The 25974-nt window shown below is 73.3% G+C and carries 22 protein-coding genes and 1 pseudogene; 13 read left to right on the top strand and 10 right to left on the bottom strand.

Annotated features, from left to right (window positions below):
• Positions 1 to 62: 62 nt before the first annotated feature.
• Positions 63 to 1310 (top strand): aminotransferase class I/II-fold pyridoxal phosphate-dependent enzyme, encoded by a 1248-nt coding sequence (locus ACZ4M5_RS01640; protein WP_467731941.1) that lies wholly within the window; start codon positions 63 to 65, stop codon positions 1308 to 1310.
• A complete protein-coding gene (locus ACZ4M5_RS01645) occupies positions 1307 to 2359 on the top strand; it encodes an MBL fold metallo-hydrolase (RefSeq protein ID WP_467731943.1) in 1053 nt (350 codons plus the stop codon). Before ACZ4M5_RS01640 ends, ACZ4M5_RS01645 begins: the two co-directional genes overlap by 4 nt.
• A 37-nt stretch (positions 2360 to 2396) precedes the next feature.
• Here ACZ4M5_RS01645 and ACZ4M5_RS01650 read toward each other — a convergent pair whose 3' ends face one another.
• Both ACZ4M5_RS01650 and ACZ4M5_RS01655 read right to left on the bottom strand, forming a co-directional pair.
• Positions 2397 to 3026 carry a DedA family protein gene (locus ACZ4M5_RS01650; protein WP_467732823.1) on the bottom strand — a complete coding sequence of 210 codons (630 nt, stop codon included), beginning with the start codon at positions 3024 to 3026 and terminating at the stop codon, positions 2397 to 2399.
• A gap of 14 nt (positions 3027 to 3040) precedes the next feature.
• On the bottom strand, positions 3041 to 3814 hold the full coding sequence (locus tag ACZ4M5_RS01655) for an MBL fold metallo-hydrolase (RefSeq protein ID WP_467731945.1): 774 nt from the start codon (positions 3812 to 3814) through the stop codon (positions 3041 to 3043).
• 82 nt (positions 3815 to 3896) lie between these two features.
• Here ACZ4M5_RS01655 and ACZ4M5_RS01660 point away from each other — a divergent pair, with 82 nt between their 5' ends.
• The 4 genes and pseudogenes from ACZ4M5_RS01660 to ACZ4M5_RS01675 all read left to right on the top strand — a co-directional run bounded on the left by ACZ4M5_RS01660 (position 3897) and on the right by ACZ4M5_RS01675 (position 8114).
• A complete protein-coding gene (locus tag ACZ4M5_RS01660) occupies positions 3897 to 4298 on the top strand; it encodes a hypothetical protein (protein ID WP_467731947.1) in 402 nt (133 codons plus the stop codon).
• Between the two features lie 200 nt (positions 4299 to 4498).
• Positions 4499 to 6562: an alkaline phosphatase family protein gene (locus ACZ4M5_RS01665; protein ID WP_467732824.1), complete on the top strand. Its 2064-nt coding sequence runs from the start codon at positions 4499 to 4501 to the stop codon at positions 6560 to 6562.
• Between the two features lie 37 nt (positions 6563 to 6599).
• Positions 6600 to 7605: pseudogene (locus tag ACZ4M5_RS01670) on the top strand (vWA domain-containing protein); the annotation flags it as partial.
• A gap of 80 nt (positions 7606 to 7685) precedes the next feature.
• The gene (locus ACZ4M5_RS01675; protein ID WP_467731949.1) at positions 7686 to 8114 is read left to right on the top strand and encodes an OsmC family peroxiredoxin; all 429 of its coding nucleotides are present in this window, start codon (positions 7686 to 7688) and stop codon (positions 8112 to 8114) included.
• Between the two features lie 127 nt (positions 8115 to 8241).
• Here ACZ4M5_RS01675 and ACZ4M5_RS01680 read toward each other — a convergent pair whose 3' ends face one another.
• Both ACZ4M5_RS01680 and ACZ4M5_RS01685 read right to left on the bottom strand, forming a co-directional pair.
• The gene (locus ACZ4M5_RS01680) at positions 8242 to 8712 is read right to left on the bottom strand and encodes a nitrate reductase molybdenum cofactor assembly chaperone (RefSeq protein WP_467731951.1); all 471 of its coding nucleotides are present in this window, start codon (positions 8710 to 8712) and stop codon (positions 8242 to 8244) included.
• A gap of 81 nt (positions 8713 to 8793) precedes the next feature.
• Complete coding sequence (locus tag ACZ4M5_RS01685; protein WP_467731953.1) at positions 8794 to 9684, bottom strand: helix-turn-helix domain-containing protein; 891 nt, start codon at positions 9682 to 9684, stop codon at positions 8794 to 8796.
• 240 nt (positions 9685 to 9924) lie between these two features.
• On the opposite strand from ACZ4M5_RS01685, the gene ACZ4M5_RS01690 reads away from it, so the two are divergent.
• Positions 9925 to 10350, top strand: coding sequence for a hypothetical protein (locus ACZ4M5_RS01690; protein WP_467731955.1), 426 nt, complete (start codon positions 9925 to 9927; stop codon positions 10348 to 10350).
• Here the strand turns inward: ACZ4M5_RS01690 and ACZ4M5_RS01695 are convergent.
• Complete coding sequence (locus tag ACZ4M5_RS01695; RefSeq protein ID WP_467731957.1) at positions 10332 to 11138, bottom strand: helix-turn-helix domain-containing protein; 807 nt, start codon at positions 11136 to 11138, stop codon at positions 10332 to 10334. The genes ACZ4M5_RS01690 and ACZ4M5_RS01695 overlap by 19 nt on opposite strands.
• A gap of 129 nt (positions 11139 to 11267) precedes the next feature.
• On the opposite strand from ACZ4M5_RS01695, the gene ACZ4M5_RS01700 reads away from it, so the two are divergent.
• A complete protein-coding gene (locus ACZ4M5_RS01700) occupies positions 11268 to 11573 on the top strand; it encodes a 4a-hydroxytetrahydrobiopterin dehydratase (RefSeq protein ID WP_467731959.1) in 306 nt (101 codons plus the stop codon).
• Positions 11574 to 11577: 4 nt separating this feature from the next.
• Entirely contained in the window at positions 11578 to 12321 is a 744-nt protein-coding gene (locus tag ACZ4M5_RS01705; RefSeq protein WP_467731961.1) for a class I SAM-dependent methyltransferase, read from the top strand.
• A 184-nt stretch (positions 12322 to 12505) separates the two neighbouring features.
• On the opposite strand, the gene ACZ4M5_RS01710 is transcribed toward ACZ4M5_RS01705, so the two are convergent.
• Complete coding sequence (locus tag ACZ4M5_RS01710; protein WP_467731963.1) at positions 12506 to 15424, bottom strand: glycoside hydrolase family 48 protein; 2919 nt, start codon at positions 15422 to 15424, stop codon at positions 12506 to 12508.
• A gap of 542 nt (positions 15425 to 15966) precedes the next feature.
• Here ACZ4M5_RS01710 and ACZ4M5_RS01715 point away from each other — a divergent pair.
• The 3 genes from ACZ4M5_RS01715 (at position 15967) to ACZ4M5_RS01725 (ending at position 19540) form a co-directional block, all read left to right on the top strand.
• Positions 15967 to 17688 (top strand): glycoside hydrolase family 6 protein, encoded by a 1722-nt coding sequence (locus tag ACZ4M5_RS01715; RefSeq protein WP_467731965.1) that lies wholly within the window; start codon positions 15967 to 15969, stop codon positions 17686 to 17688.
• Between the two features lie 145 nt (positions 17689 to 17833).
• A complete protein-coding gene (locus ACZ4M5_RS01720; RefSeq protein WP_467731967.1) occupies positions 17834 to 18745 on the top strand; it encodes a class I SAM-dependent methyltransferase in 912 nt (303 codons plus the stop codon).
• Positions 18746 to 18838: 93 nt separating this feature from the next.
• On the top strand, positions 18839 to 19540 hold the full coding sequence (locus ACZ4M5_RS01725; RefSeq protein WP_467731969.1) for an SDR family oxidoreductase: 702 nt from the start codon (positions 18839 to 18841) through the stop codon (positions 19538 to 19540).
• Between the two features lie 104 nt (positions 19541 to 19644).
• Here ACZ4M5_RS01725 and ACZ4M5_RS01730 read toward each other — a convergent pair whose 3' ends face one another.
• The 3 genes from ACZ4M5_RS01730 to ACZ4M5_RS01740 all read right to left on the bottom strand — a co-directional run bounded on the left by ACZ4M5_RS01730 (position 19645) and on the right by ACZ4M5_RS01740 (position 23618).
• Positions 19645 to 20436 carry an aldo/keto reductase gene (locus ACZ4M5_RS01730; RefSeq protein WP_467732826.1) on the bottom strand — a complete coding sequence of 264 codons (792 nt, stop codon included), beginning with the start codon at positions 20434 to 20436 and terminating at the stop codon, positions 19645 to 19647.
• A 157-nt stretch (positions 20437 to 20593) separates the two neighbouring features.
• Complete coding sequence (locus tag ACZ4M5_RS01735) at positions 20594 to 22420, bottom strand: AMP-dependent synthetase/ligase (protein ID WP_467731971.1); 1827 nt, start codon at positions 22418 to 22420, stop codon at positions 20594 to 20596.
• A 319-nt stretch (positions 22421 to 22739) separates the two neighbouring features.
• Entirely contained in the window at positions 22740 to 23618 is an 879-nt protein-coding gene (locus ACZ4M5_RS01740) for a LysR substrate-binding domain-containing protein (RefSeq protein ID WP_467731973.1), read from the bottom strand.
• 140 nt (positions 23619 to 23758) lie between these two features.
• Between ACZ4M5_RS01740 and ACZ4M5_RS01745 the strand changes: the two genes are divergently transcribed.
• On the top strand, positions 23759 to 24796 hold the full coding sequence (locus ACZ4M5_RS01745) for a bile acid:sodium symporter family protein (protein ID WP_467731976.1): 1038 nt from the start codon (positions 23759 to 23761) through the stop codon (positions 24794 to 24796).
• Here the strand turns inward: ACZ4M5_RS01745 and ACZ4M5_RS01750 are convergent.
• Positions 24732 to 25967, bottom strand: coding sequence for a DUF4185 domain-containing protein (locus ACZ4M5_RS01750; RefSeq protein ID WP_467731978.1), 1236 nt, complete (start codon positions 25965 to 25967; stop codon positions 24732 to 24734). The genes ACZ4M5_RS01745 and ACZ4M5_RS01750 overlap by 65 nt on opposite strands.
• Between the last annotated feature and the right edge of the window lie 7 nt (positions 25968 to 25974).

The raw sequence follows: 25974 nt of genomic DNA on the forward strand, positions 1-25974 counted from the left end.
GCGGAGCGGCGCTCGCGCCGAGGCGGCACCACACGGCGGCACCACGCACTGCGGAGGTACGGATGCGGCGGACGGACCCGCAAGGCCACGGCCCCGTCCGGTTCGGGCCCCCGCTCCCGGACGACGGGCTGCCGGTCCTGCCGGAGCTGTCCGCCGTGCTCGCCGCCGCCGCGGCCCGCGGTGGCCACGAACCGGTCGGCGGCGGCGCCGACCTGCGGGAAGCCGCCTGCGGCTACTGGGTCCGGCGCGGACTGCGCTGCGACCCCGGCCGCGTGGCCGCCGCACCCGGTGCCCCCACCCTGCTGCTCGCCCTGACCGCCGCCCTCGGCGGGGACGTCCTGGTGCCCCGGCCCTGTGCCGCCTGGTGGGCGCCGTACGCCCGGCTGCTGGGCCGCCCCGCCTTCCACGTGCCGACACCGCCGGAGAGCGGCGGCGTCCCCGATCCGTACGCCCTGCTGGAGACCGTGCGCCGCGTCCGGGCCGAGGGCGGCGACCCGCGGCTGCTCGTGCTGTCCGTCGCCGACGACCCCACGGCCGGTGTCGCCCCGCCGGAACTGCTGCACGAGACCGTCGAGGCCGCCCAGGGCGAGGGCCTGCACCTGGTCAGCGACGAGACCTGGCGCGACACCCTGCACGACCCGCACGACACGGTGCTGCTCAGCCCCGCCGAGATGCTGCCCGACCGGGTCACGGTCGTCAGCGACCTGGCCGGCGCCCTGCTCCCGCCCGGCTGGCCGGCCGCCGTCGCCCGCTTCCCGGCCGGAGGCGACGGGGACGGCCTCCACGCGCGCGTGCTCGACGTCCTCACCGCCCTCGACGCCCGCGTCGCCGCCCCGGTCGCCGCGGCCGCCGCGTACGCCCTGTCCGAACCCGAGCCCGTCACCGCGCGCGTCGCCGCCACCGTGCGCCTGCACGCGCGCCTGGCCGCCGCCGCGCACTCCGCGATCGTCGGCGCCGGTGCTATGGCCCGGCCCCCGCAGGCCGGGCGTCACCTGTACGTCGACCTCGCACCCCTGCGCGACGCGCTGACCCTGCACGGCGTCGGTGACGCCCAGGAGCTGGAGGACTTCCTCACCGACCGGCTCGGCATGCCCGCCCCGGGCGGCCACCGCTTCGGCGACGACCTCCAGGCCCCGCGCGTGCGGCTGTGCACCGGCGCGCTGGTGAACGGCTCCGACGCCGAGCGCGCGGAATGTCTCACCACCCCCAGGCCGTTGGAACTGCCGCACGTGCACCGCGCGTTGGTCCAACTCAAGTCGGTCTTCGACGACCTCCGCGACGACGCTCGGCGATGGGAGCCTCCGCGATGACGCAGCAGTCCGAGTCGACGACGAGCACGACCGCGCCGGAGGGGAACGCCCCGGCCGTCCCCCTGCCGCTCGCACCGCCCGCCCCGCCCCTGGCCGAACCCCGGCCGCTGGCCGAGCGCAGAGTCTGGCCGCGCACCTTCCACGACCGGCTGACCGCCCCGCTGCCCGGCTTCAAGGCCATGGCCCGCTTCGCCCGGGAGGGCGCCGTGCGGCCCGGCCCCGAGGGCCTCGCGGACATCCCGCGACTGCCCTACGCCCCGGCCCCGCTGCCCCGCGTCGACGCCCGCACGATCGCCGTCACCTGGGCGGGACACGCCAGTTGGGTCGTGCGGATCGGCGGCCTGACGGTCCTCACCGACCCGGTCTGGTCGCGCCGCATCCTCGGCACCCCGGCCCGCATCACCCCCGTGGGCGTGCCCTGGGAGGACCTGCCCCGGGTCGACGCCGTCGTCATCAGCCACAACCACTACGACCACCTCGACGCCCCGACGCTGCGCCGACTGCCGCGCGACACCCCGGTGTTCGTCCCGGCCGGGCTCGCCCGCTGGTTCCACCGCCGCCGCTTCACCCGCGTCACGGAGCTCGACTGGTGGGAGGCGGCCGAACTCGACGGCGTCCGCTTCGACTTCGTGCCGTCCCACCACTGGTCCAAGCGCACCCTCACCGACACCTGCCACAGCCTGTGGGGCGGCTGGGTGCTCACCGACAGGGAGGGCCGGCGCGTCCACTTCGCCGGCGACACCGGCTACGGCCACTGGTTCTCGCGCATCGGCAGCCGCTACCCGGGCATCGACCTCGCGCTCCTGCCCATCGGCGCCTACGACCCGCGCTGGTGGCTCAGCGACGTGCACTGCGACCCCGAGGAAGCGGTCCGGGCCGCCCAGGACCTCGGCGCGGCCCGGATGGCACCCATGCACTGGGGCACCTTCGTGCTGTCCGCCGAACCGGTCATGGAGCCCCTCACCCGCGTGCGCGCCGCCTGGGAGAAGGCGGGCCTGCCCCGCGAGAACCTGTGGGACCTGCCGGTGGGCGGTTCCAGGATCCTCTGAGACGCGGCGCCTCTGGCATCCCGCCCGGCGCCCCGGACTACCGCGCCCGCCGCACCCGGCGCACCAGACCCGGTACCACGCTGATCAGCAGGGTCAGCCCGATCGCCGCCACCACGCCCTCCCACGGCTCGGCGAACAGCGACCCGCCCAGGATCCCGATCAGCTGGTAGGTCACCGCCCAGGCCAGGCAGGCCGGGAAGTTCCCCCGGGAGAACCTGCGCAGCGGCCACTCGGCGAGCAGGCAGGCCAGCATCACCGGGATGCGCCCCGCCGGCACCAGCCGGGACAGCACCAGCACGGCGACCCCGTGCGAGGCCAGCTTCCCCTGGGCCTGCTCCAGCCGGTCCTCCGGCGCCCGTTTGCGGATGCCCTCCAGCCACCGCGAGCCGTTCTTCGAGGTCAGTCCGCGCCGCCCCAGCCAGTACAGCGCCGCGTCCCCCAGGAACGCGGCCAGCGACGCCGTCACGAACACCATCGCCAGCGAGAACGGCGCCGTCCGGTGCAGTGCCACCACCGCCGCCGAACTCACCAGCGCCCCGGTCGGGATCACCGGCACCAGCGCCCCGGCCAGCACCAGCACGAACAGCGTCGGATACCCGATCGCCTGCTGCGTCGTCTCCGGCACCACGGACGCCGGGGTGACGGCCGACGCCGCGAGCAGGGACACCTCCGCGGGCCAGCTCACCGCGCGACCTCCGGCCGCACGCTCTGCCCGTGCTCCAGCCGGTGCACCGCCACGCCGGGCGCGTGCCGGGCGGCCATCCGCACGAACTCGTGCCCCGGCGTGTGGAACTCGTGGGGGCGCACGGCGTCCATGCCGATCGGCCAGTACGTGCCGTAGTGCACCGGCACGGCACTGCGCGGTGCGAGCCGCGCCAGCGCCTGTGCCGCACGGCCCGCGTCCAGATGCCCCTCGCCCAGGTACGGCCCCCAGCCGCCCACCGGCAGCAACGCCACCTCGACCGGCCCGACCTCCTTCGCCATCTCCTCGAACAGGCCGGTGTCCCCGGCGAAGTAGGTCCTGGACTCGCCGGATATGACATAGCCGAGGGCGGGGGAGCGGTGCGGCCCGAACGGCAGCCGGCGCCCGTCGTGCCGCGCCGGCACGGCCCGTACGACGAGGTCGCCGACCCGTGTCTCGTCGCCCGGCGCCATCTCGCCGATCCGCAGGTGCGTGAGCCGGCGCAGACCGGGCACGGCCCGGCGCGCGCCCCGGGGCACGAGCAGGCGCGTGCCGGGTTCCAGGCGCATCAGCGACGGCACGTGCAGATGGTCGGCGTGCAGGTGCGAGACCAGGGCCACGTCGGCGTGGTGCGCGGCGGGAGGCGGCAGGGCCCCGCGCCGGCGCCGCAGGTGGGCGAGCCGGCGTGCGAACAACGGGTCCGTGAGCACCCGAACGTTCGAGTCCTCCACCGTGCAGGTGGCGTGACCCCACCAGGTGATCTCCACCGGCACTTCTTTGCCTCCTTCGCGCGACTCCCCGAAGCCTACGTGCAGGAGTAGGGTCGGCGGCGAAAACGGAGGTGAGGGGGACGCCATGGGGCCGGTGCGGGTCACGGCGATCGCGAGTCTGACGCCGCTGGAGGAGCTGGACGAGGATCCCTTCCTCGTCGACTCCCGCAGCCAGCACGCGATGTGCGCCCGCTGGGCCGCCGAGCGGGGGTACGTGGTCAGCCGGGAGTTACTGGTGCGCGGGCTGCGGCCCGACCACGGTGCGCTGTGGGACGGCGTCCGGCCCGGCCACGACGTGTTCGTGGCGCCCAGCCGGCGGGTCCTGGAGAGCGCGCTCGCCTCCGTCGAGGAGTTCACCGCCGAGTGCGCCCGTCGCGGGGTGCGCGTGGAGACGGTCGGACAGGCGGAACCGGCGTACGACGCGGAGATGAAGGCGTGCGTGCACCGCCGTCTGTCGATGCCGACGGCCGGCTACGACGGGCGCTGACCACCCGGCCCGCCGGGCCTCGGCGCCCCGGCACACCGTGCGGCCGCGACCCCGCCGCCGTGCGTGAGCGCCCTCGCGGCGGGGAAGGCGAGCGGCCTCGACGGGAAGCGGCACGCGGGGGGCGAACGGGCGTCCGCGTGCGTTGAGACACTGTGACCAGGAAGCCCGTGGGCGCGGGCCGGGACGTGAGGTGGCTGGGAGTGCGGGGCGTGCGGTGGCGGAGAGCCGCCAGTCAGGTAGGGCGGAGCGTCGCCGTGTGGGCGGTCTCCACCGTCACCATGCTCGTCCTCGCCGGGATCCTGCCGGACTTCCGGCTCCGCTCGGAGGACGGGGCCAGCGCGACCGACATCGCCGTCACCGCCGCCTTCGGAGCGGGCGCCTTCGGCCTGCTGTCGGCCCTGGTGTGGCCGCTGCTCGTCCGGCTGCTGCTCCTCGTTCCCGCGCTGGTGCTCGGCCTGCTGGTGTTCTTCCTCAACGGCGCCCTGCTGCTGCTCGCCCTCAACCTGAACCCGGCCGAGCGCGGGGCCGCCGCCCCGGAGACCGCCGTCGTGGTCGCCGCGGTCATGTCGGCCGTGGCGTCGGCGACCGGCGCCGCCCTCGCCGTGCGCGACGACGAGGCCTACCGCCGCCGGCTGTACCGCCTCTCCGACCGCCGCCGCCGCCGTTCCGGACCGCCCTGCCCGTCCACTCCCGGCACGGTGTTCCTGCAACTGGACGGCGTCGGCCACGACACCCTGCTGGACGCGATCGGCAAGGGCCTGATGCCCACCGCCGCCCGCTGGATCGAGGACGGCCGCCACCGCCTCACCCCCTGGCGCACCGACTGGTCCAGCCAGACCGGCGCCAGCCAGCTCGGCATCCTGCACGGCAGCAACCACGACGTGCCGGCGTTCCGCTGGTACGAGAAGGACACCCGCGAGATCGTCGTCTGCAACCGGCCCACCAGCGCGGTCGAACTGCAGCGCCGCGCCGTGCGGTACGCGGGCCACGACGGGCTCCTAGCCGTCGACGGAGCCAGCCGGGGCAACCTGTTCAGCGGCGGAGCCGACGAGCAGGCCCTGGTGCTGTCCATCGCCGCCCGCCGCCGCAGCCGGGAGAACCGCTCCCGGGACGGCTACTTCGCCTACTTCTCCGACCCCGCCAACGCCGTGCGCACCGCCCTGTCGTTCATCGCCGAGGTGGGCCGGGAGATCGGCCAGTCCACCCGGGCCCGCCTGCGGGGGCAGCGCCCCCGGGTCTCCCGCGGAGGCCTCTACCCGCTGGTGCGGGCCTTCGCGACCGTCGTCGAACGGGACGTCGTGGTCGCCGCCGTGACCGGTGACATGCTCGCCGGCCGCACCGCCGTCTACGCCGACCTCGTGGCCTACGACGAGGTCGCCCACCACTCCGGCCCCGCGTCCCGCGACACGCAGAAGGTCCTCGAACGGCTCGACCGCGCCCTCGCCCTGATCGAGAACGTCGCCGAGCACGCCCCGCGCCCCTACCGGATCGTCGTGCTGTCCGACCACGGCCAGAGCCCCGGCGAGACGTTCCGCTCCCGCTACGGCCTCACCCTCGGCGACCTGGTGCGGGCCGGCTGCGGCATGCCCGTGCCGCGCAAGGCGGAACGCACCCGCAGCGGCGCGGAGGCCCGGACCGCCGTCCGTGCCGCGCTGCGCATCCGCGTGGAGGACGGCGGCGAGCGGCACCGCACCGAGAGCCGCGAGGAGCCGATCGTGCTGGCCTCCGGCAACCTCGGCCTGATCTCCTTCCCGGACGTGCCGCACCGGATGAGCAAGGAGGAGATCGACGCCCGCCACCCGGCGCTGCTGCCGACCCTCGCCAACCACCCCGGCATCGGCTTCCTGCTGGTGCGCAGCGAGGAGCACGGCGGAGTGATCCTCGGCGCCTACGGTGCCGAGATCCCGCTCGCCGACCTGGACCACAACCCGGGACCGCTCGCGCCGTTCGGGGAGGGCGCCGCCGACGCGGTGCGCCGGACGCACTCCTTCCCGCACGCCGCCGACATCATGGTCAACTCCTTCCACGACCCGGCCGACGGCGAAGTCCTCGCCTTCGAGGAGCAGATCGGTTCCCACGGCGGGCTCGGCGGCGCCCAGGGCAAGCCGTTCCTGCTGTCACCCGTCGCCCTGTCGGCGCCGGTGCGGCACGGTGAGGCGCTCGTCGGCGCCGAGCAGGTGCACCGGGTGCTGCGCCGCTGGCTGCGCGAGTCGAACGGGCCGCAAGTGCCCCTGCAGTCCGGCGAGGAGGAGCGCGCCGCCTGAAATCGGGCTGCGCCGCGCAGGGCCGAACGCGCACAACCTCAACCCCCTGCGCCGGCTGGACGACGACGAATGGCGCTTCGTCCTCGCCCACGAGATGCTGCACGCCGCCCTGCGCCACGGCGACCGCTGCGGCACCCGCGACCCGTACCTGTTCAACGTCGCCTGCGACTACGTCATCAACGGCTGGCTGACCGAGATGCAGATCGGCACCATGCCCGAGGGGCTGCTCCACGACCCCGCGCTGGCCGGGCTGTCCGCCGAGGAGGTCTACGACCGCATCGCGGGCGACCTGCGCCGCGCACGCCGCCTGGCCACCCTGCGCGGCAAGGGCGTCGGCGACGTGCTCGGCGCACCGCTGGGCTCACCCCGCGACTACGTCGACCTCGACGCGTTCTACCGTCGCGGTCTCGCCCAGGGCATGGACCTGCACTGTCGGCAGGAGCGGGGATTCCTGCCCGGCGGACTGGTCGAGGAGATCCGGGCGCTGTCGCATCCGCCGCTGCCCTGGGACGCGCGCCTCGCCCGCTGGTTCGACGAGTTCGTGCCCCGCCCCGAGCCGGTGCGCACCTACGCGCGCCCTTCCCGGCGTCAGGCGGCCACGCCCGGCATCCCGCGTGCCGGGCGGTACTTCCCGCCCGAGGAGGTCGCCCGCTGCACCTTCGGCGTCGTCCTGGACACCTCCGGGTCCATGGACCGCACCCTGCTCGGCAAGGCCCTGGGCGCCATCGCCTCGTTCGCCGGGGCCCGTGACGTGCCGGCCGCCCGGGTCGTGTTCTGCGACGCGGCCCCGCACGACGCCGGGTATCTGCCCGTCGGCGAGATCGCCGGCCGGGTGCGGGTGCACGGGCGCGGCGGAACCGTCCTGCAACCGGGCGTCGATCTGCTGCACCGCGCGGGCGACTTCCCGCCCGGGGGCGCCCGTGCTGATCATCACCGACGGCTGGTGCGACGTCCTGCGCGTACGCCGCGAGCACGCCTACCTGGTGCCGCAGGGAGCGCGGCTCCCGTTCAGCCCCAGGGGGCCGGTCTTCCACGTCCGTTGAGACGTGATGTGATCGGATGGGGGACACAGGACCCGCCGGACGGGCCCCCACGCGACTGTCGTACGCGAAAGGAAGAACTCGTGGCCACCACGCGCTCCGCACACACGGTCTGGGAAGGCAACCTGCTGGAGGGGAAGGGCGTCGTCACCTTCGACTCCTCCGGCGCCATCGGCGAGCAGCCGGTCACCTGGGCCTCCCGCGCCGAGGAGGCGAACGGGAAGACCAGCCCCGAGGAGCTGATCGCCGCCGCCCACTCCAGCTGCTTCTCCATGGCCTTCTCCAACATCCTGAACAAGGCCGGGACGCCGCCCACCAAGCTCGTCACCTCGGCCGACGTCTCCTTCCAGCCCGGTGAGGGCATCACCGGCATCCACCTCACCGTCGAGGGCACCGTCCCCGGCATCGACGAGGAGGCCTTCCTGGCCGCCGCCGAGGAGGCCAAGACCGGCTGCCGGGTTAGCCTGCCCCCAATGGCGCCCCCCAACACCCTGTCCCCAACGCGCGCCTGAGCACCCCGGGCTGCCGACGCGCGGGCCCGCCCGGCGGGGCGGCCCCGCGCGTCGCGGTTTCCGGGCGCTCGCCCCCTCACGCGATCTGCGACGGAGCCGTGCCGCTGCCGGCCGCAGGACACGGCTCTCAGGCCGCGGTGTGCGCCGGGGGCAGGGTCGCGCACACCGCGTCCAGGACCGTGGCGTAGGGCGTGCCGAAGGAGGTCAGGCCCGTGCGGAGGGACTCCAGGCCGTCGCGGTGGTCCGTGAGCGGTTCCGTCGTGCCCGTGCGGGCCGCCAGTTCCAGGACCGCCGGCAGGAAGTCCGGCGGCTCCTCACCCGTGGTCCGCAGGCCGTGGGCGCGGTACAGGTCCTCGGAGGGCGCCGGGGCCGCCTCCCGCCAGACGCTCAGGTACAGACTGTGGTCCCGGTGGCCGGACTCGAACACCTCGACATAGTGGGCGGCCAGCTCCCGCTGCGGGGTGAGCGCCGCGTGGTCGGCGAACTCCCGCAGCTGCGGGGCCGCTTCCCGCACCAGCGGCAGCCGGGTGCGGAAGCCGTCGTCGGGGTACATCAGGCACAGCGCCGCCGCCTGGTACAGCACCTCGAATCCGGGCATCGGACCTCCTTCGCGTGCTCCCCGTCCCCCCGACGCTAGGGGCGGGCCGCCGGGCCCACCTGCCGACGGGGCCCGTACGGGTCAGAACCCGTCCGGCGGCGCCGGGGCTCCGTACGCGGCGCGGTACTCCCGCAGCAGCTCCTCCGTGCGCCGCGTGGAACCGGCCCGGGCCGTCATGTGGTCCAGCACCTCCAGGTGCGTGGAGACCTCCTTGCGCGAGTCGAGGTACAGCGCGCCGGTCAGGTACTCGGTGAAGACCATGTCGGGCAGCTCCGGCTCGGCGAAGCGGAACAAGGAGAACGGCGCGTACGTCCCGGGGTGCGGACCGTCCCGGAACTCGGCGATCTGCAGCGTGACCCGGTCACGGGCGGCGTACTCCAGCAGCTTGTCCAGCTGCTCGCGCATCACCCGGCCGTCGACGCTCACCGGACGCCGCAGCACCGTCTCGTCCATGATCACCCACAGGTGCGGGGCGTCCGGCTGCTCCAGCAGCCGCTGCCGCTCCATGCGCAGCGACACGTGCCGCTCCACGGCCTGAGGCCCGGCGTTCGCGATGGTCCCGGTCTCCAGCACGGCCCGTGCGTACCCCTCGGTCTGCAGCAGCCCGGGCACGAAGTGCGGCTCGTACGAGCGGATGATCCGGGCCGCGCCCTCCAGGCTCACGTACAGGCTGAACCACTCCGGCAGCACGTCGTGGAACCGCTGCCACCAGCCGGGCCGGTTCGCCTCCTCGGTGAGGTCGACGAACGCCGTCACCTCGTCCTCGGCGACCCCGTACGCGGTCAGCAGGATCTGCACGTAGGGGATTTTCAGCGCGACGTCCGCGGTCTCCATGCGCCGGACCGTCGCGGGAGCGACGCGCAGCACACGCGCGGCCTCCTCCCGGCTCAGCCCCGCGGCCTCACGCAGTTCCTGCAGCCGCTTGCCCAGCACCACCTGGCCCACGGTGGGTGCGGCCCGCCGTTCGCTCACGCCACGCCTCCCCAACGCGCCCGGTCGGCGATCAGTCTGTCACGCCCGGGCCACCGGCTCCCAGAGCCGGAAGCGGAGGAGATCGACACGGCGGGGCGGGCGCCTCGCATGACCTCCGGGGTAATCGACCCGGCCCACCCGCTCCGGCATCGTCGGGCGTACCGCTCCCCGGGCCGGCGCACTCCGGCCCGGGGAGCGGCCCCAGCCGCCCCACCACGACCCGACGGAGGGTGATGCCCCATGTCCGCCATCCAGCTCGCCACGCTCGCCCGGACCACCGAACCGCAGTCCGTGCTGCGCCGCTTCCTGGCCCTGGACGCCGCGGTGACCGGCGCCAACGCCCTCGCCTATCTCGCGTTCTCCGGCCCGCTGGGGCGGTTCCTCGGCCTCGGCTCCGGCCTGCTGCTCGCCGTCGGCGCCTTCCTCGCCCTCTACGCGGCCGGCGTGGCCCTGGCCGCCGGGCACCGTCGGCCGCCCGCCGCCGGGGTGCGGGCCGTCGTCGAGGCCAACGTCGCCTGGGCGGTGCTGAGCCTGGTGGCGCCGGCACTGTGGCTGTCACCGAGCACGGCGGGCGCCGTGTGGACGGTGCTCCAGGCCCTGACCGTCGCCGGGTTCGCCGTCCTCCAGCACCTCGCGCTGAAAGCCCGTCAGGAGGCGGATGAGTGAAGGTACTTGACCGTCGCCGGGTCGGCCGGGAGCAGCGTCTCGATGGCCAGCTCGGCGACGGTCACGTCCATCGGCGTGTTGAACGTGGCGATCGAGGAGATGAACGACAGGGTCCGCCCCTCGTGTTCGATCCGCAGCGGCAGCGCGAAGTACGGCACCGGCTCCGCCGCCTCCTCGGCCGGGTCCTGTGCCGGTACGGGGTACGCGGACACCTCCTCGTACAGGGCCCGCAGCGGCTCGGAGCGGTGCAGCGCGATCTGCCGCCGCATCTGTTCCAGCAGGTGGCCGCGCCAGGCACGCAGGTTCCGGATGCGGGGCGCCAGCCCCTCGGGGTGCAGCGCGAGCCGCATCGCGTTCAGCGGCGGCTCCAGCAGGGCCGGGCCGACCCCGTCGACCAGCGCCATGACCCCCCGGTTGGCCGCCACCACGTCGTACAGCGCGTCCACCACCAGCGCCGGATACGGCTCGTAGCCGCTGATCAGCCGCTCGATGCCGCTCCGCAACGCACCCAGCGCCGGGTCGTCCAGCGGCGTCTCCGGGTAGCGGGGGGCGTAACCGGCCGCCAGCAGCAGGGCGTTGCGCTCCCGCACGGGAATGTCGAGGTGCTCGGCCAGCCGCAGCACCATCTCCTCGCTCGGCCGGGAGCGGCCCGTCTCGACGAAGCTGATGTGCCGGGCCGAGGAGTCCGCGCGCAGGGCCAGCTCCAGCTGGCTCACCCGGCGCTGTTCCCGCCAGGCCCGCAGCAGCGGGCCCACGCCCTGCCCGGCGGTGGACGCGTGAGTGGTCATGCCGCCGACCGTAGCCGAGAACCGGCCGGACCGGAGCGGCACACCCGCTGACCAGGGACTCGCGGGGTTGCGCTGTGGCAGGCTGAGAGGCGACGAGGACGCCGCAGCCAAGGGGAAGGAGCGCAGCCCATGCCCGTCGCACCGCTGTCGCAGAAGGAGATCGAGGACCGGCTGGCCGAGTTGCCGGGCTGGTCGCTCGACGGGGACCGCATCAGCCGCTCCTACCGTCTGGCCTCGCACACCGCCGCGACGGCCATGGTCGTGCACATCGCCCAGGTGCAGGAGGAACTCGACCACCACTCCGACCTGACCCTGGGCTACGACACCGTGTCCCTGTCCGTGCACACCCACAGCGCCGGCGGGGCCGTCACCGAGAAGGACTTCGCGCTCGCCCACCGAGTGGAGGACCTGGCACCCGCGCACGGGGCACACTGACCGCGTGCTGGACTACGACGAGGAAGCGGAACGCTACGACGCCTCCCGCGGCGGCGAACCCCGGGCGGCCGCCGCCGCGGAGGCGGTCCTGGGCCTCCTGCCGCCGGACACACGCGACCTCCTCGACGTCGCCTGCGGCACCGGCATCGTGACCCGCCGGCTCGCCGCCGGCCGCACGGACCTGCGGGTGACCGGTGTCGACCTCGCCGACGCCATGGCGCGCCGGGCCGCCGCCCGGCTCCCGGGTGCGGTCGTCCGGGCCGACAGCCGCCGACTGCCGTTCGGGGACGGCCGGTTCGACGCGGTGTGCAGCGTGTGGCTGCTGCACCTGGTCGACGGGCCGGCCGACGTGCGCGCCGTCATCGCCGAGTGCGCCCGGGTGCTGCGGCCCGGCGGGGTCTACGTCACGACCGTGGACAAGTCCGCCTCCCACAACGTGGGCAGCGACATCGATGTCGTCCTGGCGGCCCGTCCGCCCGGCCCGGTCCGGGACGCGGCGGCGGACGTCGAGTCCTGCGCCGCCGCCCACGGTCTGGTGCCGGCCGGAGGCGCCCGCTTCACCGGCCACGGGCAGGGCCGCAGCCCTCGCCGCACCATCGCCGACCTGCGCCGGGGATGGTTCGTCACGCTGCCGCCCGGCGACGCCCTCGCCGAGGACTTCGCCGCGCGGCTGGCCCGGCTCCCCGACCAGGACCGGCCGCGCCCCGACCCGGTGTTCGGGCTGCGGGCGTTCCGCAAGGCCGGGTGACCTCGACGACCCGGGCGGCTCCCCGCGCAGGGGAGCCGCCCGGCCGTGATGGTCCCGCGTCAGGTGCGGGACCGCGCACGCGGAGCTTCGGACGCTGCCCCGGAGGCGCGGGGCACTGCGCGACCGGCCACAGCCGGGGCCGCGGCCGCAGTGCCCGCCCCACCCGCGGAGCGTCCGGCGGGGGCTATTCGAGAAGCTCCGCGTACGAGCCCATGGCCAGGGCGATGTCCGCCTGGGCCCAGAACCGGTGATAGGTGAACGACGGCACCGCGCCGCCCGCGAGATAGCTCTCGATCTTCGACCAGGCCGGGTCGTCCTGGTAGAAGGAGCGGATCGAGTCGAAGGTCGACGACGAGTCGATCGCGTCACCGTTCGGCATCGTGCCCGTCCAGCCGCTCGGGATGTACACCGGGTCGTCGAACCGGTTGTAGTCCGCCCGGTTCTCCGGCACGGCGATGCCGAGCGCGTCCTGGTGGTTGTCCCACATGCCGTCCAGCAGCTTCTTCGCCGCCGCCGCGGCCTCCGTGTCACCGGAGCGGTCCGCGTAGTACGTCAGGGTCTTGGCGTACGCGGCCGCCACACCGACGTCGTCGGTGTAGTCGGCGACGGTCACGTGCAGCCCGCTGTTGGCGCCGGGACTGGACGCGTTCCACGTGTCGGGCTGGCCCGACCAGCGGAGCGTCGAGGGGACGCGGTAGGTGCCGTCCGGATGGAACGTGGTCTCGGACAGCGCCCAGTCGACCCACTTGTCGAGGACCGCCTTGGCCTTCGCGTCGCCCGTCTGCTGGTAGAGCTCGGCGACGCGCTCCATGGACCACGCCTGGAAGCCGAACCACTGGTTGGAGGGCGGGTCGTGGTACACGGGCTTCTCGTCGTAGTACATGCCGTAGAACGTCGACCTGCCCGCGGGCGGCGTCGCGTACCGGCCCGCCCAGCTGTTGGTCGCGCCGCCCGCGATCGCGCCCTCGTCCGACTGCAGCCAGCGGTAGAACTCCAGCTGCCGGTCCATGGACTTGGCCCAGTCCGCCGCGCCCGTAGCCGACTTGGGCTTCAGCGGCGCGTAGTTGCCCAGAGCGTAGGCCGCGAGGGGGTTCTGGTAGCCGCCGTGGGCGTGGCTGGAGCCGATCCGCCAGGCCCAGCCGGCGCTCGTGTCCGTGGCGCCGCCCCAGGCGTAGTACCAGGACATCAGGTAGAACGAGGCGTCCTTGCCGGTGCCCGCGGGACAGGCCGAGGGACCGACGCAGTTGCCGACCTTCTTGAAGTACTTGTCGAACATCGAGTAGCGCAGGTAGTCGCCCATCTTGGCGGCCTTGCCGACCGTCGCGGAGACGGCCGAGCCCTTGCCCTGCTCCTTCGCCCACAGGTCCGCCCAGTAGGCGGCCTGCACGGCCCGCGCGTCGGCGTCCGGCGCGTTGGTGAACTTCCACTGCCTGGCGTAGGAGGCGTCACCGGTGAACAGGTCGAGATAGCCGTTCCTGCCGCCGTACTTGAAGGCGTCGCAGGTCGGCTGCGGCACCGTCTCCCACACCGATTCCTGCGCGCCGCGCTGGAAGGTGTTGATGTAGGACGGGCCGGTGTCCGAGGGGCCCGCCTCGCACTTGCCGGGGGCGTTGCCGAAGCCGTAGACGTTGTCGACGTCCTGCAGCCAGTGCATGCCGTAGACGTCGTCCGTGCCGTACGCGCTCTTCAGCTCGGCCGCGATCGGGTCGGACCCGGCCGCCACACCGGAGTCGAGCCTGGCCGGGTACTCGTTCGGCGTGTCCAGCTCGGGCGCGTAGGTGGCCGGCTTGGACGGGTTGTAGAAGGAGTTGGTCGGCTGGTCGGCGTGGGTGGGGATCATGTACTTCTCCATCAGCTCCCACGCGCCGTTGAACTTGGACCAGTCACCCGTGACCTTGCCGTACATGGCCTGCAGCCACAGCAGGTAGCTGTACGCCTCCGACGTGGTCTCGTGTCCGTGGTCCGGCGCCTCGACGATCAGCGTCTCGACCGAGTGGTAGGGGATGCCCTCGGGGGAGAAGTAGCCGTTCGCCGGGTTGGTGATCTTCCCGTAGAGCTCCAGGAACCGGGCGTCGTAGACCTTCGCCGCCGCCAGCTGGGTGACGGTGACGGCGGCCTTCGCGTGGCCCGGGGCCGTCGACTCGAACACCGCCGACCCGGAACCGGAGCCCGCCGCCGTCACGGTCACCTTCTGCGCGGTGTTCCAGTTCTGCGGCGTGAAGGTCAGTGAGGCTCCGCCCGTGACCGACAGCGCCGAGTTGCCGCTCGCCCGGGCCGAGGTCACCGTCACGTTCGCGGTGGGCTGCTTCGACAGCTTCACCTCGTACGTGCCCGACTTGCCCGACTGAACGCCCAGTTGCAGGGGGGAGGCCACCACGGTCGGGCCCGAGGAGACGGTGATGCCGACCGGGGTGGAGCCGGCGGAGGCGCCCGTGCTGTCGTACGCCTTCGCCACCAGGGAGTGCCCGCCGACCGCCAGGTCGGAGACGGACAGCGTGTAGGGCGCGCTCGTGTCGGTGCCCAGCAGCGTGGTGTCGTCGTAGAACTCCACCTTGCCGATCGTGGCGCCGTCCGCGGCGGCCGCGGTCGCCGCCAGGGGGACGGCCTGGCCCTGGGTGTAGACCGCGCCCGCGGCCGGGCTGGTCAGCACGGCGATCGGCGGCTGGTGCGCCCCCGTGCAGGGGGTGCCGTTGACCGAGAAGGAGGACGGGGCGGTGTTGGTGCCGCTGTAGGAGAACTGCGCGCCGGTGGAGACGGCGGCCCCGGCGGCGACCCGGGCGTTGTGCGGGGCGTTGCGCACGGTGATGGTCTGCCCGGACTGCGACCAGGTGCCGTTCCAGCCGTTGCCCAGTTTCTGGTTGCCGGAGTACGCGTACGTCAGGGTCCAGCCGTCGATGGCGTCCGCGCCGCGGTTGGTGAGCGTCAGGTCCACGGTGAAGCCGGAGCCCCAGTCGTTCGCCTTGTAGTCCACGCTGCACCGAAGTGGCGCCGCCTGAGCGGGAGTCGACCCTGAGGAGAGCATCGTCAGCGGAAGGGCGAGAGCGGCGACCGCGGCGGTCCACAGACGCCGCACCGCTCTCCCTCTCCGGGGTGGGGGATGCATGATGCCGGTTCCTCCTTGCGGCTCGGAGAAGTCACGTCCTGAACCAGTGGGAGCGCTCCCATAGTGCGGACCGGTCAGGTACCGGTCAAGGTTCGCGAAGAGTCGAAAACATTCGACGGGCCGGACCAGGTGAGATGCGCGGCACCGGCAGGGGAGGTCAGGGCCCTGTTTGACGAAAGTCGGCAACTCCCCTGTCCTTCGGCGGGAGTTGCCGCTACCTTCCATGACACCAGTGGGAGCGATTCCATCAGTCGGCACCCGTGTCACCGGGTGCCCGAGCTGCAAGGAGTCGCTCATGCGACACCCCCCGCGTTCAGTACTTCGAGCCACCACCGGCGACATCGCCCGTGCGTGGTGGCCGTCCGCTGCCCAGGCGCCGGGCTCGTAGGACGCCGCGCCGGTCCCGCATGCCCGCGGACACCTCGGCGCGCACCACGCACACCTGCGGACTCCGCAGCCACTCAGGGACACCGCAGGCACGCAGCGAAACCGCACGCACCCAGGGAAACCGCACGCACCCCACGGAAGAGGAACCCCCACTCATGAGCCGTACCAGAACCGCGTTACTCGCCGCCACGGCCCTGGTCGCCGGAGCGACCGGCACCGCCTTCGCCGTCGACCCGGGCGGCGCCGGCGCCGCCGCCGTCCCCTGCACGGTCGACTACACGATCCAGAACCAGTGGAGCACCGGCTTCACCGCCGCCGTCACCGTCACCAACCACAGCGCGGCCAAGTCGTCCTGGTCGCTGAAGTGGTCCTACGCCGGAAACCAGAAGGTCGCCGGCGGCTGGAACGCCCGGATCAGCCAGAGCGGCACCGCCGTCACCGCCGCCAACGAGAGCTACAACGCCCAGCTGGCCACCGGCGGTTCGGTCAGCTTCGGCTTCCAGGGCACCTACAGCGGCAGCAACGCGATCCCCGCCACCTTCACCCTCGACGGCGTCACCTGCAACGTCGACGGCGGCGGTCCCGGTGGCCCCACCGACCCGCCGGACCCGGGCGGCCCCTCCGGCCGGGTGAACAACCCCTACGAGGGCGCCAAGGTCTACGTCAACCCGGAGTGGTCCGCGAAGGCCGCCGCGGAACCGGGCGGCAGCCGGGTCGCCAACCAGCCCACCGGCGTCTGGCTGGACCGGATCGCCGCCATCGAGGGCGTCAACGGCGGCATGGGCCTGCGCGACCACCTCGACGAGGCCCTGCGCCAGAAGGGCTCCGGCGAACTCGTCGTCCAGCTGGTCATCTACAACCTGCCCGGCCGTGACTGCGCCGCCCTCGCCTCCAACGGCGAACTCAAGGCCGATGAGATCGGCCGGTACAAGACCGAGTACATCGACCCGATCAAGGCCGTGCTGGCGGACTCCAAGTACGCCTCGCTGCGGATCGTCACCACCGTCGAGATCGACTCGCTGCCGAACCTCGTCACCAACACCGGCAGCCGCCCGACGGCCACCCCGCAGTGCGACGTGATGAAGGCCAACGGCAACTACGTCAAGGGCGTCGGCTACGCGCTCAACAAGCTCGGCGACGTGCCGAACGTGTACAACTACGTCGACGCCGGCCACCACGGCTGGATCGGCTGGGACGACAACTTCGGTGCGTCGGCCACCCTGTTCAAGGAGGCGGCCACCGCCGAGGGCGCCACCGTGAACGACGTCCACGGCTTCATCACCAACACGGCGAACTACAGCGCCCTGAAGGAGGAGAACTTCGCCATCGGCGACAGCGTGGCCGGCAAGTCCGTCCGCGAGTCGAAGTGGGTCGACTGGAACCGCTACACCGACGAGCTGTCCTTCGCCCAGGCCTTCCGCAACCAGCTCGTGTCGGTCGGCTTCCCCTCCGGCATCGGCATGCTGATCGACACCTCCCGCAACGGCTGGGGCGGCAGCGCACGGCCCGCCGGCCCCGGCCCGCAGACCTCCGTCGACGCCTACGTCGACGGCGGCCGCTACGACCGCCGCATCCACCTGGGCAACTGGTGCAACCAGGCGGGAGCGGGCCTCGGCGAACGCCCGCAGGCCGCCCCGGCCGCCGGGATCGACGCCTACGTGTGGATGAAGCCGCCGGGGGAGTCCGACGGGTCGAGCAAGGCCGTCCCGAACGACGAGGGCAAGGGCTTCGACCGCATGTGCGACCCCACGTACACGGGCAATCCGCGCAACAACAACAGCATGTCCGGTGCCCTGCCGGACGCGCCGGTGTCCGGGCACTGGTTCTCCGCCCAGTTCCGGCAACTGATGCAGAACGCCTACCCGCCGCTGTCCTGACCGCCTGAGGGCCCGTCCGCACGGGTCCGCCGGGCCTTCAGGCCCGGCGGACCCCTGCAGGACTTTTGCGAAGGCGGCAACATCGGTGGCCTTCTCGCGGTGCGTCGGCGCACGCTGGTCGCATCCGAGCGAGAGGCTGAGCACCATGGCGCACCGGCACGACCCCCACCACGAGCACGAGCACACGCCCGGGCAGGGCCATCACCACGGCCACACGGACGTGGACTGGGCCGAGATGGGCCCGCTGCTCGAGTCCTCGGCCGAACTCTTCGCGTCCCTCTACGAGCGGGCGCTGGGCTGGCTGGCGCAGGAGGTGACCGAACCGGGGCTGATCGTGGACGCGGGCAGCGGGCCGGGTGTCGTGGCGTGCCTGTTCGCGGAGACGTTCCCGGGCGCGCGGATCGTCGCGGTGGACGGCTCGCAGCCGCTGCTGGAGCGGGCCCGGGCCCGGGCCGAGCGGCTCGGGGTCGCGGACCGCTTCAGCACGATCACCGGTGAACTTCCCGACGTACTCGGCGAGTTGGACTACCCGGCGGATCTGCTCTGGGCGAGCCGCAGCCTGCATCACCTCGGTGACCAGCGTGCCGCGCTCGCCGCGTTCGCGGCGCGGCTGGCGCCCGGCGGGACGCTGGCCCTCATGGAGGGCGGGCTGCCCCCGCGGTTCCTGCCGCGCGACATCGGCATGGGCCGGCCCGGGCTCCAGGCGCGGATCGACGCGGTGCAGGCCGAGTGGTTCACCCGGATGCGCACCGACCTGCCCGGTCACGTGGCCGAGACGGAGGACTGGCCGGCCCTGCTGTCGGCCGCGGGCCTGAAGCACACCAGGACCCACAGCTTCCTGCTGGACCTCCCGGCGCCCGCACCGGACCGGGTCCGCGCCTACGTCGCGGCCACCCTGTCGCACATGCGCGACAAGCTCGCCGAGGGGCTGGACGCCGAGGACCTCGCGACCGTCGACCGCCTCCTCGACCCCGACGACGAGGCGAGCCTGCACCGCCGCCCGGACGTGTTCGTCCTGGAGGCCCACACGGTCCACACGGCGGTCCGGCCGGGATAGCACCCGGGCACGTCGACGCCCCTTGACTTCGAGAGCGCTTCAACTGATGGACTCCCCGGCACCTACCACCCGCTCCACTCACAGGGGGAATCCATGTCCGAGTCCCAGGTCGCGCTCATCACCGGTGGCGGCAGCGGCATCGGCGCCGCGGTCGCACGGCAACTGCTGGACGCCGGACACCGGGTCGCCGTCACCGGGCGGGGAGAGGAGCGCCTGCGCGACTTCGCCGAGGAGCTGGGGCGGCCCGAGGGGCTGCTGACCCTCACCGGTGACACCGCCGTGTACGAGGACGTCCGGGCGGCCGTCGACACCACCCTGAAGGCGTTCGGCCGGCTCGACACGGTCGTCGCCAACGCCGGGTCCGCCACCCACGACACGGTCGCCGAGGGCGACCCGGCGGGCTGGAGGGACATGGTGCTGACCAATGTCCTCGGCCCGGCGCTGCTGATCCGGGCGTCCGTCGGCGCGCTGAGGGAGACGCGCGGCCGGATCGTGCTGATCGGCAGCGTGGCCGGGTTCGTGAACACCCCCGGCAACCTCTACGGCGCCACGAAGTACGCGGTGACCGGACTGGCCGAGAACACCCGCCGCCAGGTCACCGAGTGGGGCGTGGGCGTCACCCTGGTCGCGCCCGGCCGGACGGAGACCCCCTTCTGGGACTCCTACGGCAGCCTCCCGCCCGGCCACCTCCTCACCGCCGGCCAGATCGCCGACTCGGTGGTCTGGGCGATCGGGCAGCCGGCCGGTGTCGACGTCAACACGATCGTCGTACGGCCGCTGGGCCAGCCCGTCTGAGCGGGCCCGGCCGGGCCCTGCCGCCGGTGCGCAACCGGCAGCGCCCCGGTCCGCGAGCCGCGAGGGCTCCGGGCCGGGGCGCCGCGCGTCGCGCGGGACGCCGCTCAGGCGTCGTTGAACTCCGCCGGGTGCGGGCCGAGGCGGCGGTCCTCGTTCAGGGCGCTGATGGCCGCCAGGTCCTCGTCGTCGAGGCTGAAGTCGAAGACGTCGATGTTCTCCTTGATCCGCGCCGGTGTCACGGACTTCGGGATCACCACGTTGCCCAGCTGGAGGTGCCAGCGCAGCACGACCTGGGCAGGGGTGCGGCCGTGCTTGCGGGCGATGGCCACGACCGCCGGGACCTCCAGCAGGCCCTTGCCCTGGCCCAGCGGCGACCAGGCCTCCGTGGCGATGCCGTGCTCCGCGTGGTACTCACGGGCGGCCTGCTGCTGCAAGTGCGGGTGCAGCTCGATCTGGTTCACCGCGGGGACGACCGACGTCTCGCCGATCAGCGTCTCGAGGTGCTCCGGAAGGAAGTTCGAGACGCCGATGGCCTTGATCCGGCCGTCGGCGTGCAGCTTCTCGAACGCCTTGTAGGTGTCGACGTACAGACCCCGCTCCGGCGTCGGCCAGTGGATCAGGTACAGGTCGACGTGGTCCAGGCCGAGCTTCTCCAGCGACGCGTCGAAGGCGCGCAGGGTGGAGTCGTATCCCTGGTCGGCGTTCCAGAGCTTGGTCGTGACGAAGAGTTCCTCACGGGGGACGCCGGACGCGGCGATGGCCTTGCCGGTGCCCTCCTCGTTGCCGTAGATCGCCGCTGTGTCGATGCTGCGGTACCCGGCCTCCAGCGCCGTCGCGACGGCCGTCTCGGCCTCGTCGTCCGGCACCTGCCAGACGCCGAAGCCCAGCTGGGGCATCTCGACGCCGTTGTTCAGGATGATCGGGGGGACCTTGCTCACGAGCTCTCGATCCTTCGGTGTGTGGTCAGGTGTGCTCCCATCGTCAACGATCACGAGCCGTGATGCATTCCTGACGGGAGAATTCCGAAGCGACGGATGCCCCGTACGGCAGCGGTCACGCCCGGTACAGCGCCTCGACCTCGTTCTCGTAGGCCTTCTCGATCGCCCTGCGCTTGAGCTTCAGCGAGGGCGTCAGCAGCCCGTGCTCCTCCGTGAACGGCTGGGCCAGGATGCGGAAGGTGCGGATGGACTCCGCCTGCGAGACCAGCGTGTTGGCGGCCACGACCGCGCGCCGCACCTCCGTCTCCAGGTCCTCGTCGCGCACCAGCTCCGCCGGGGACAGCCGCGGCTTGTTCCGCATCGCCAGCCAGTGCTCGACGGCCTCCTGGTCGAGGGTCACCAGGGCGGCGATGTAGGGGCGGTCGTTGCCGACGACGATGCACTGGTTGACCAGCGGGTGGTCCCGGACCCGCTCCTCCAGCACGCCGGGTGAGACGCTCTTGCCGCCGGAGGTGACCAGGATCTCCTTCTTGCGGCCGGTGATGGTGAGGTAGCCGTCCTCGTCGAGCACACCGAGGTCGCCGGTGGCCAGCCAGCCGTCGTGCAGGGTCTCGTCGGTGGCCTTGGAGTTGTTCAGGTAGCCCTGGAAGACGTTGTCGCCGCGCAGCCAGATCTCACCGTCGTCCGCGATGTGGACGGTCATGCCCGGGATGGGCCGGCCGACCGTGCCGAAGCGGGTGCGCCCGGGCGGGTTGGCCGTCGCGGCCGCCGTGGACTCGGTGAGCCCGTAGCCCTCGTAGATGTGCACGCCCGCGCCGGCGAAGAACAGCCCCAGGCGCCGGTCCATCGCCGAGCCGCCGGACATGGCGTGCTTGATGCGGCCGCCCATCGCCGCGCGGATCTTGGCGTAGACGAGCTTGTCGAACAGCTGGTGCTGCATGCGCAGCCCGGCGGAGGGGCCCGGGCCGGTGCCCCAGGCCTTCGCCTCCATGGCGTCGGCGTACTTGATGGCGATGTCCACGGCCTTCTCGAAGGGCCCGGAGCGGCCCTCCTTCTCGGCCTTGCGGCGGGCCGCGTTGAACACCTTCTCGAAGATGTACGGCACGGCCAGGAAGAACGTCGGTCTGAAGGCCGCGAGGTCCGGCAGCAGGGCCGCCGCGTTCAGCTGCGGCTGGTGGCCGAACTTCACCTTCCCGCGGATCCCGGCGACCTGCACCATCCGCCCGAAGACGTGCGCGAGCGGCAGGAACAGCAGGGTGGTGGCCTCGTCGCCGCGCCTGGAGTGGAACACCGGCTCCCAGCGCTCGATGACGGTGTCCGCCTCGTACATGAAGTTGCCGTGCGTGAGGAGGCAGCCCTTGGGCCGGCCGGTGGTGCCCGAGGTGTAGATGATGGTCGCCACGGAGTCGGGCGTGACGGCCTGGCGGTGGCGGTGCACCACCTCGTCGTCGAGGTGGGCCCCGGCGTCGTACAGCTCGTGCACCGCGCCCGCGTCGAGCTGCCACAGCCGGCGCAGCTGCGGCAGCCGGTCGATGACGGTGGCGATCGTCATGGCGTGGTCCTCGTGCTCCACGACCGCGGCCGTCACCTCGGCGTCGTACAGCATCCAGAAGCACTGCTCGGCCGAGGACGTCGGGTACACCGGCACCACCTGGGCGCCGACGGTCCACAGCGCGTAGTCGAACAGGGTCCACTCGTAGCGGGTGCGGGACATGATCGCCACGCGGTCGCCGAACCGGATGCCGCTCGCGAGCAGTCCCTTGGCCAGGGCGAGCACCTCGTCGCGGAACTCGGCGCTCGTGACGTCCCGCCACTGCCCGGTGTCGTCCTTGCGGCCCAGCGCGACGTGCTGCGGGTCCTCCTCGGCATAGCGGAAGACCACGTCGGCCAGACCGCCCACCGGAGGTGCCGACGCCGACGGAGGGTTGGTGAACTCGCGCAAACCCCGCTCCCGCTCCTCAGCGCTTCGGTTGGGTGACGCCCCGCACAGCGCCGTGAAAGCTACCCCACGCGACCGGGGCACGGGAGGGGGCGGAAGGTGAGCAGGGCTCTCGTCCCCGCTGGTCAGCGGGGGAAAATGCGCTCACATGGGGAAGGGTCGGACACATTCCTGACGGTTGAGTAAGTTTCGGTGCCGTAATCTCCACCGAATCTGTACGACCCGCCGGCCGGCCGGTGCGGCACCGGAAAGGTGTCTCTTCTGTCAGCGCACCGCAGGCGCGTAACGTCACTGCGCACGCCGGATTCCGCCCGCGTCCGGGTCACAGGCCCTTGCGCCCGCTGCGGCGCAGCCGGTCCCCGCCCGACAGCAGCGCCGCCGCCAGGGCGTCGGCCGCGCCCTGGGCGGACGGCCCGCGACGGCCGTGGACCACGACGAAGTCGACCTGCCCCAGCTCCGGCAGTCCGGCCCGCTCCGGCACCCGGACCAGCCCCGGCGGGATCAGCCCCCGCGAGTGGGCCATCACGCCCAGCCCCGCCCGGGCCGCCGCGAGGAGACCGTTGAGGCTGCCGCTGGTGCACACCACGCGCCACTGCCGGCCCTGCCGCTCCAGGGCCTCCAGGGCCAGCGCGCGGGTGATGCCGGGCGGCGGGTAGACGATCAGCGGCACCGGCCGGCCGGGGTCGAGCCGCAGGCCCTCCGCGCCGATCCACACCAGCCGGTCCTGCCGCACCAGCTCGCCCCGCGGGTCCTCGGGCCGCCGCTTGGCCAGGACGAGGTCCAGCTTCCCGGCCGCCAGCTGCTCGTGCAGCGTGCCCGACAGCTCGACCGTCAGCTCCAGGTCGACCTCCGGATGCTCGTGCCGGAAGGCCTCGAGGATCTCCGGCAGCCGGGTCAGCACGAAGTCCTCCGAGGCGCCGAAGCGCAGCCGCCCGCGCAACCGGGTGCCGGTGAAGAAGGCCGTCGCCTGCTCGTGCACCTCCAGGATGCGGCGGGCGAAGCCGAGCATCGCCTCGCCGTCCTCGGTCAGCTCCACCGAGTGGGTGTCCCGGCTGAACAGGGTCCGCCCGGCGGCGTCCTCCAGCCGCCGTACGTGCTGGCTGACGGTCGACTGGCGCAGCCCGAGCCGCCGCGCGGCCCGGGTGAAGCTCAGCGTCTGCGCCACCGACAGGAACGTGCGCAGATGGGCGGGGTCGTACACGCCCCCACGTTATCGCGGATCGCGATAGCAGTGAGTGCGGCGTACGGGATTCCCGATCGCCGCACCACGGAGCAGGATGGAAGGGGGCCCGTCCGGGCCCCGCACCGAAGCACCGCAGCAGCACGAGCAAGTGGAGCACCGTGAAACGCCTGCACCGGCCCCGTCGGCTGCCGATCGACCCGTACATCCTGCTGCTCCTCGCGACGGTGGGCCTCGCCGCCCTGCTCCCGGCGCGCGGGACGGCCGCCGAGGCGGCCTCCTGGGCCTCCACGACGGCCGTCGCCCTGCTGTTCTTCCTGTACGGCGCTCGGCTGTCCACCCGGCAGGCGCTCGACGGGCTGCGGCACTGGCGGCTCCACGTCACCGTGCTGGCCTGCACCTTCGCCGTCTTCCCGCTGCTCGGCCTGGCGGCCCGGGGCCTGGTGCCGGTGATCCTCACGCACCCCCTCTACCAGGGCCTGCTCTTCCTCACCCTCGTGCCGTCGACCGTCCAGTCCTCCATCGCGTTCACCTCCATCGCCCGCGGCAACGTGCCCGCCGCGATCTGCGCCGGTTCGTTCTCCTCCCTCGTCGGGATCGTCGCCACCCCGCTGCTCGCCGCCTCACTGCTCGGCAGCAGCACTGGCTTCTCCACCGACTCGCTGCTGAAGATCGTGCTGCAGCTGCTCGTGCCGTTCCTCGCCGGACAGGTGCTGCGCCGCTGGATCGGCGGGTTCGTCACCCGTCACAAGAAGGTCCTGTCCCTGGTCGACCGCGGCTCGATCCTGCTCGTCGTCTACACCGCGTTCAGCCAGGGCATGGTGCAGGGCATCTGGCACCAGGTCAGCCCCGCGCGGCTGGGCGGGCTGTTCGCCGTCGAGGCGGTGATCCTCGCCGTGATGCTCGCGCTGACCTGGTACGGCGGCAAGGCGCTGCGCTTCGGCCGGGCCGACCGGATCGCCCTGCAGTTCGCCGGCTCCAAGAAGTCCCTGGCGGCCGGACTGCCCATGGCGAGCGTCCTGTTCGGCGCGCAGGCCGCCCTCGCGGTGCTGCCGCTGATGCTGTTCCACCAGATGCAGCTGATCGTGTGCGCGGTGATCGCCAAGCGGCGTGCACGGGACCCGGAGGCGCAGCTCAGCGCGGCGGAGCCAGCCGCAGCGTCACGAAGCGCGGTCGGTACAGGGACACGTTCCGGCTGAGCCGGTCCGCCGCGTCCGCGAGGTCCAGCCAGTTGACGTCGTAGCTCAGGACCAGCCGCCCGGCGTCGCTCAGCACCGGGTGCGCCTGCGGGTTGTAGGCCGCGACCCCGCCCTGCGGCAGCGGAGGGGTGAACTCCTTCGCCGGGCCGTGCCACGGCCCCTCCGGCGAGCAGGCCCAGTAGGAGGCCACCGTGGTCAGGCCCTTCGCCCCGGTGGCCATCGTGAACAGCACGTACGTCCCGTCGTCCTGCACCACCGAGAACGCGCTGCCCACGCCCTTGCGCCGCCCGTCCCCGAGCACCGGACGCGGCCGCGCCGCGGGCACCCAGTCGGCGCCGCTCCAGTACTCCCAGGCCGCCGGGTCGGCGAGGGCGCCCCGCGGCACCCGGGCCACGTAGGCGTGCGAGGCGGGGCGGGCGGCGGGCCGGCCGTCGTCGCCGCCGTAGACGTACGTCCAGCCGTCCCGCGCCACCAGGGTCGTGCCGAACAGCACCCGCCGGGACGGATCCGGCACACCGCTCTGGTCCAGCACCTCGACGACCGACTCCAGCTGAAGCCGCGGCAGCGACAGCGTGGCGACCTCGGTGGCGGTCGGGACGCCGTAGATCCAGGGGGCCTGGCCGGTCGTGCGCACCCACAGCAGCACCCGGACCACCTGCTCGGCGGAGCCGGGGGAGCGGGGCTCCACGCGGGCGGCGACCGGCCAGCGCCACCGGCCGGGTGAGGGGTCGGCGAACAGCGGGGCCGGCAGGGTCGACTCGAGTCGCCCGTCGCGCATCAGCACCGCCGAGTTGCGCACCATCGGCGCGTTCGCGTCCCGCCAGGCGACGGGCTCCCCGACGGGGTTGGGCGGGCCGTGCACCCGGCCCAGGTAGGTGTCCGAGAACAGCCACAGCACCCGGCCGTCGGGCAGCCGCACCGAGTGGGTGCCGTCGGCGCCGGTCCAGTCGTCGGTGCGCACGGCGTCGTCGCCGTAGCGGGCGAACTCGCCGGTGAGGCCGTCGTCCACCCGCCAGGAGGCGACGGTCCTGGCCCGGCAGGCCGCGTCGTCCGGGCCGTCGTCCTCCGGCAGGGCGACGAGCAGCGCGGCGCCGAGCACCAGGGCCAGCAGGACGCCGATCCCGGTGCCCGTGCGCTGCCGTGCTCGTGCTGCGTCCGTGTCGTCCGGCACGTCGCGT

It is taken from the genome of Streptomyces sp. NPDC026246 (genome assembly GCF_055567995.1).

Coding starts and splice junctions, on each gene's coding strand:
- ACZ4M5_RS01640 (WP_467731941.1), top strand. CDS start 63: ATGCGGCGGACGGACCCGCAAGGCCACGGCCCCGTCCGGTTCGGGCCC.
- ACZ4M5_RS01645 (WP_467731943.1), top strand. CDS start 1,307: ATGACGCAGCAGTCCGAGTCGACGACGAGCACGACCGCGCCGGAGGGG.
- ACZ4M5_RS01660 (WP_467731947.1), top strand. CDS start 3,897: ATGGGGCCGGTGCGGGTCACGGCGATCGCGAGTCTGACGCCGCTGGAG.
- ACZ4M5_RS01680 (WP_467731951.1), bottom strand. CDS start 8,712: ATGCCCGGATTCGAGGTGCTGTACCAGGCGGCGGCGCTGTGCCTGATG.
- ACZ4M5_RS01690 (WP_467731955.1), top strand. CDS start 9,925: ATGTCCGCCATCCAGCTCGCCACGCTCGCCCGGACCACCGAACCGCAG.
- ACZ4M5_RS01695 (WP_467731957.1), bottom strand. CDS start 11,138: ATGACCACTCACGCGTCCACCGCCGGGCAGGGCGTGGGCCCGCTGCTG.
- ACZ4M5_RS01700 (WP_467731959.1), top strand. CDS start 11,268: ATGCCCGTCGCACCGCTGTCGCAGAAGGAGATCGAGGACCGGCTGGCC.
- ACZ4M5_RS01710 (WP_467731963.1), bottom strand. CDS start 15,424: ATGCATCCCCCACCCCGGAGAGGGAGAGCGGTGCGGCGTCTGTGGACC.
- ACZ4M5_RS01715 (WP_467731965.1), top strand. CDS start 15,967: ATGAGCCGTACCAGAACCGCGTTACTCGCCGCCACGGCCCTGGTCGCC.
- ACZ4M5_RS01720 (WP_467731967.1), top strand. CDS start 17,834: ATGGCGCACCGGCACGACCCCCACCACGAGCACGAGCACACGCCCGGG.
- ACZ4M5_RS01725 (WP_467731969.1), top strand. CDS start 18,839: ATGTCCGAGTCCCAGGTCGCGCTCATCACCGGTGGCGGCAGCGGCATC.
- ACZ4M5_RS01730 (WP_467732826.1), bottom strand. CDS start 20,436: ATGCCCCAGCTGGGCTTCGGCGTCTGGCAGGTGCCGGACGACGAGGCC.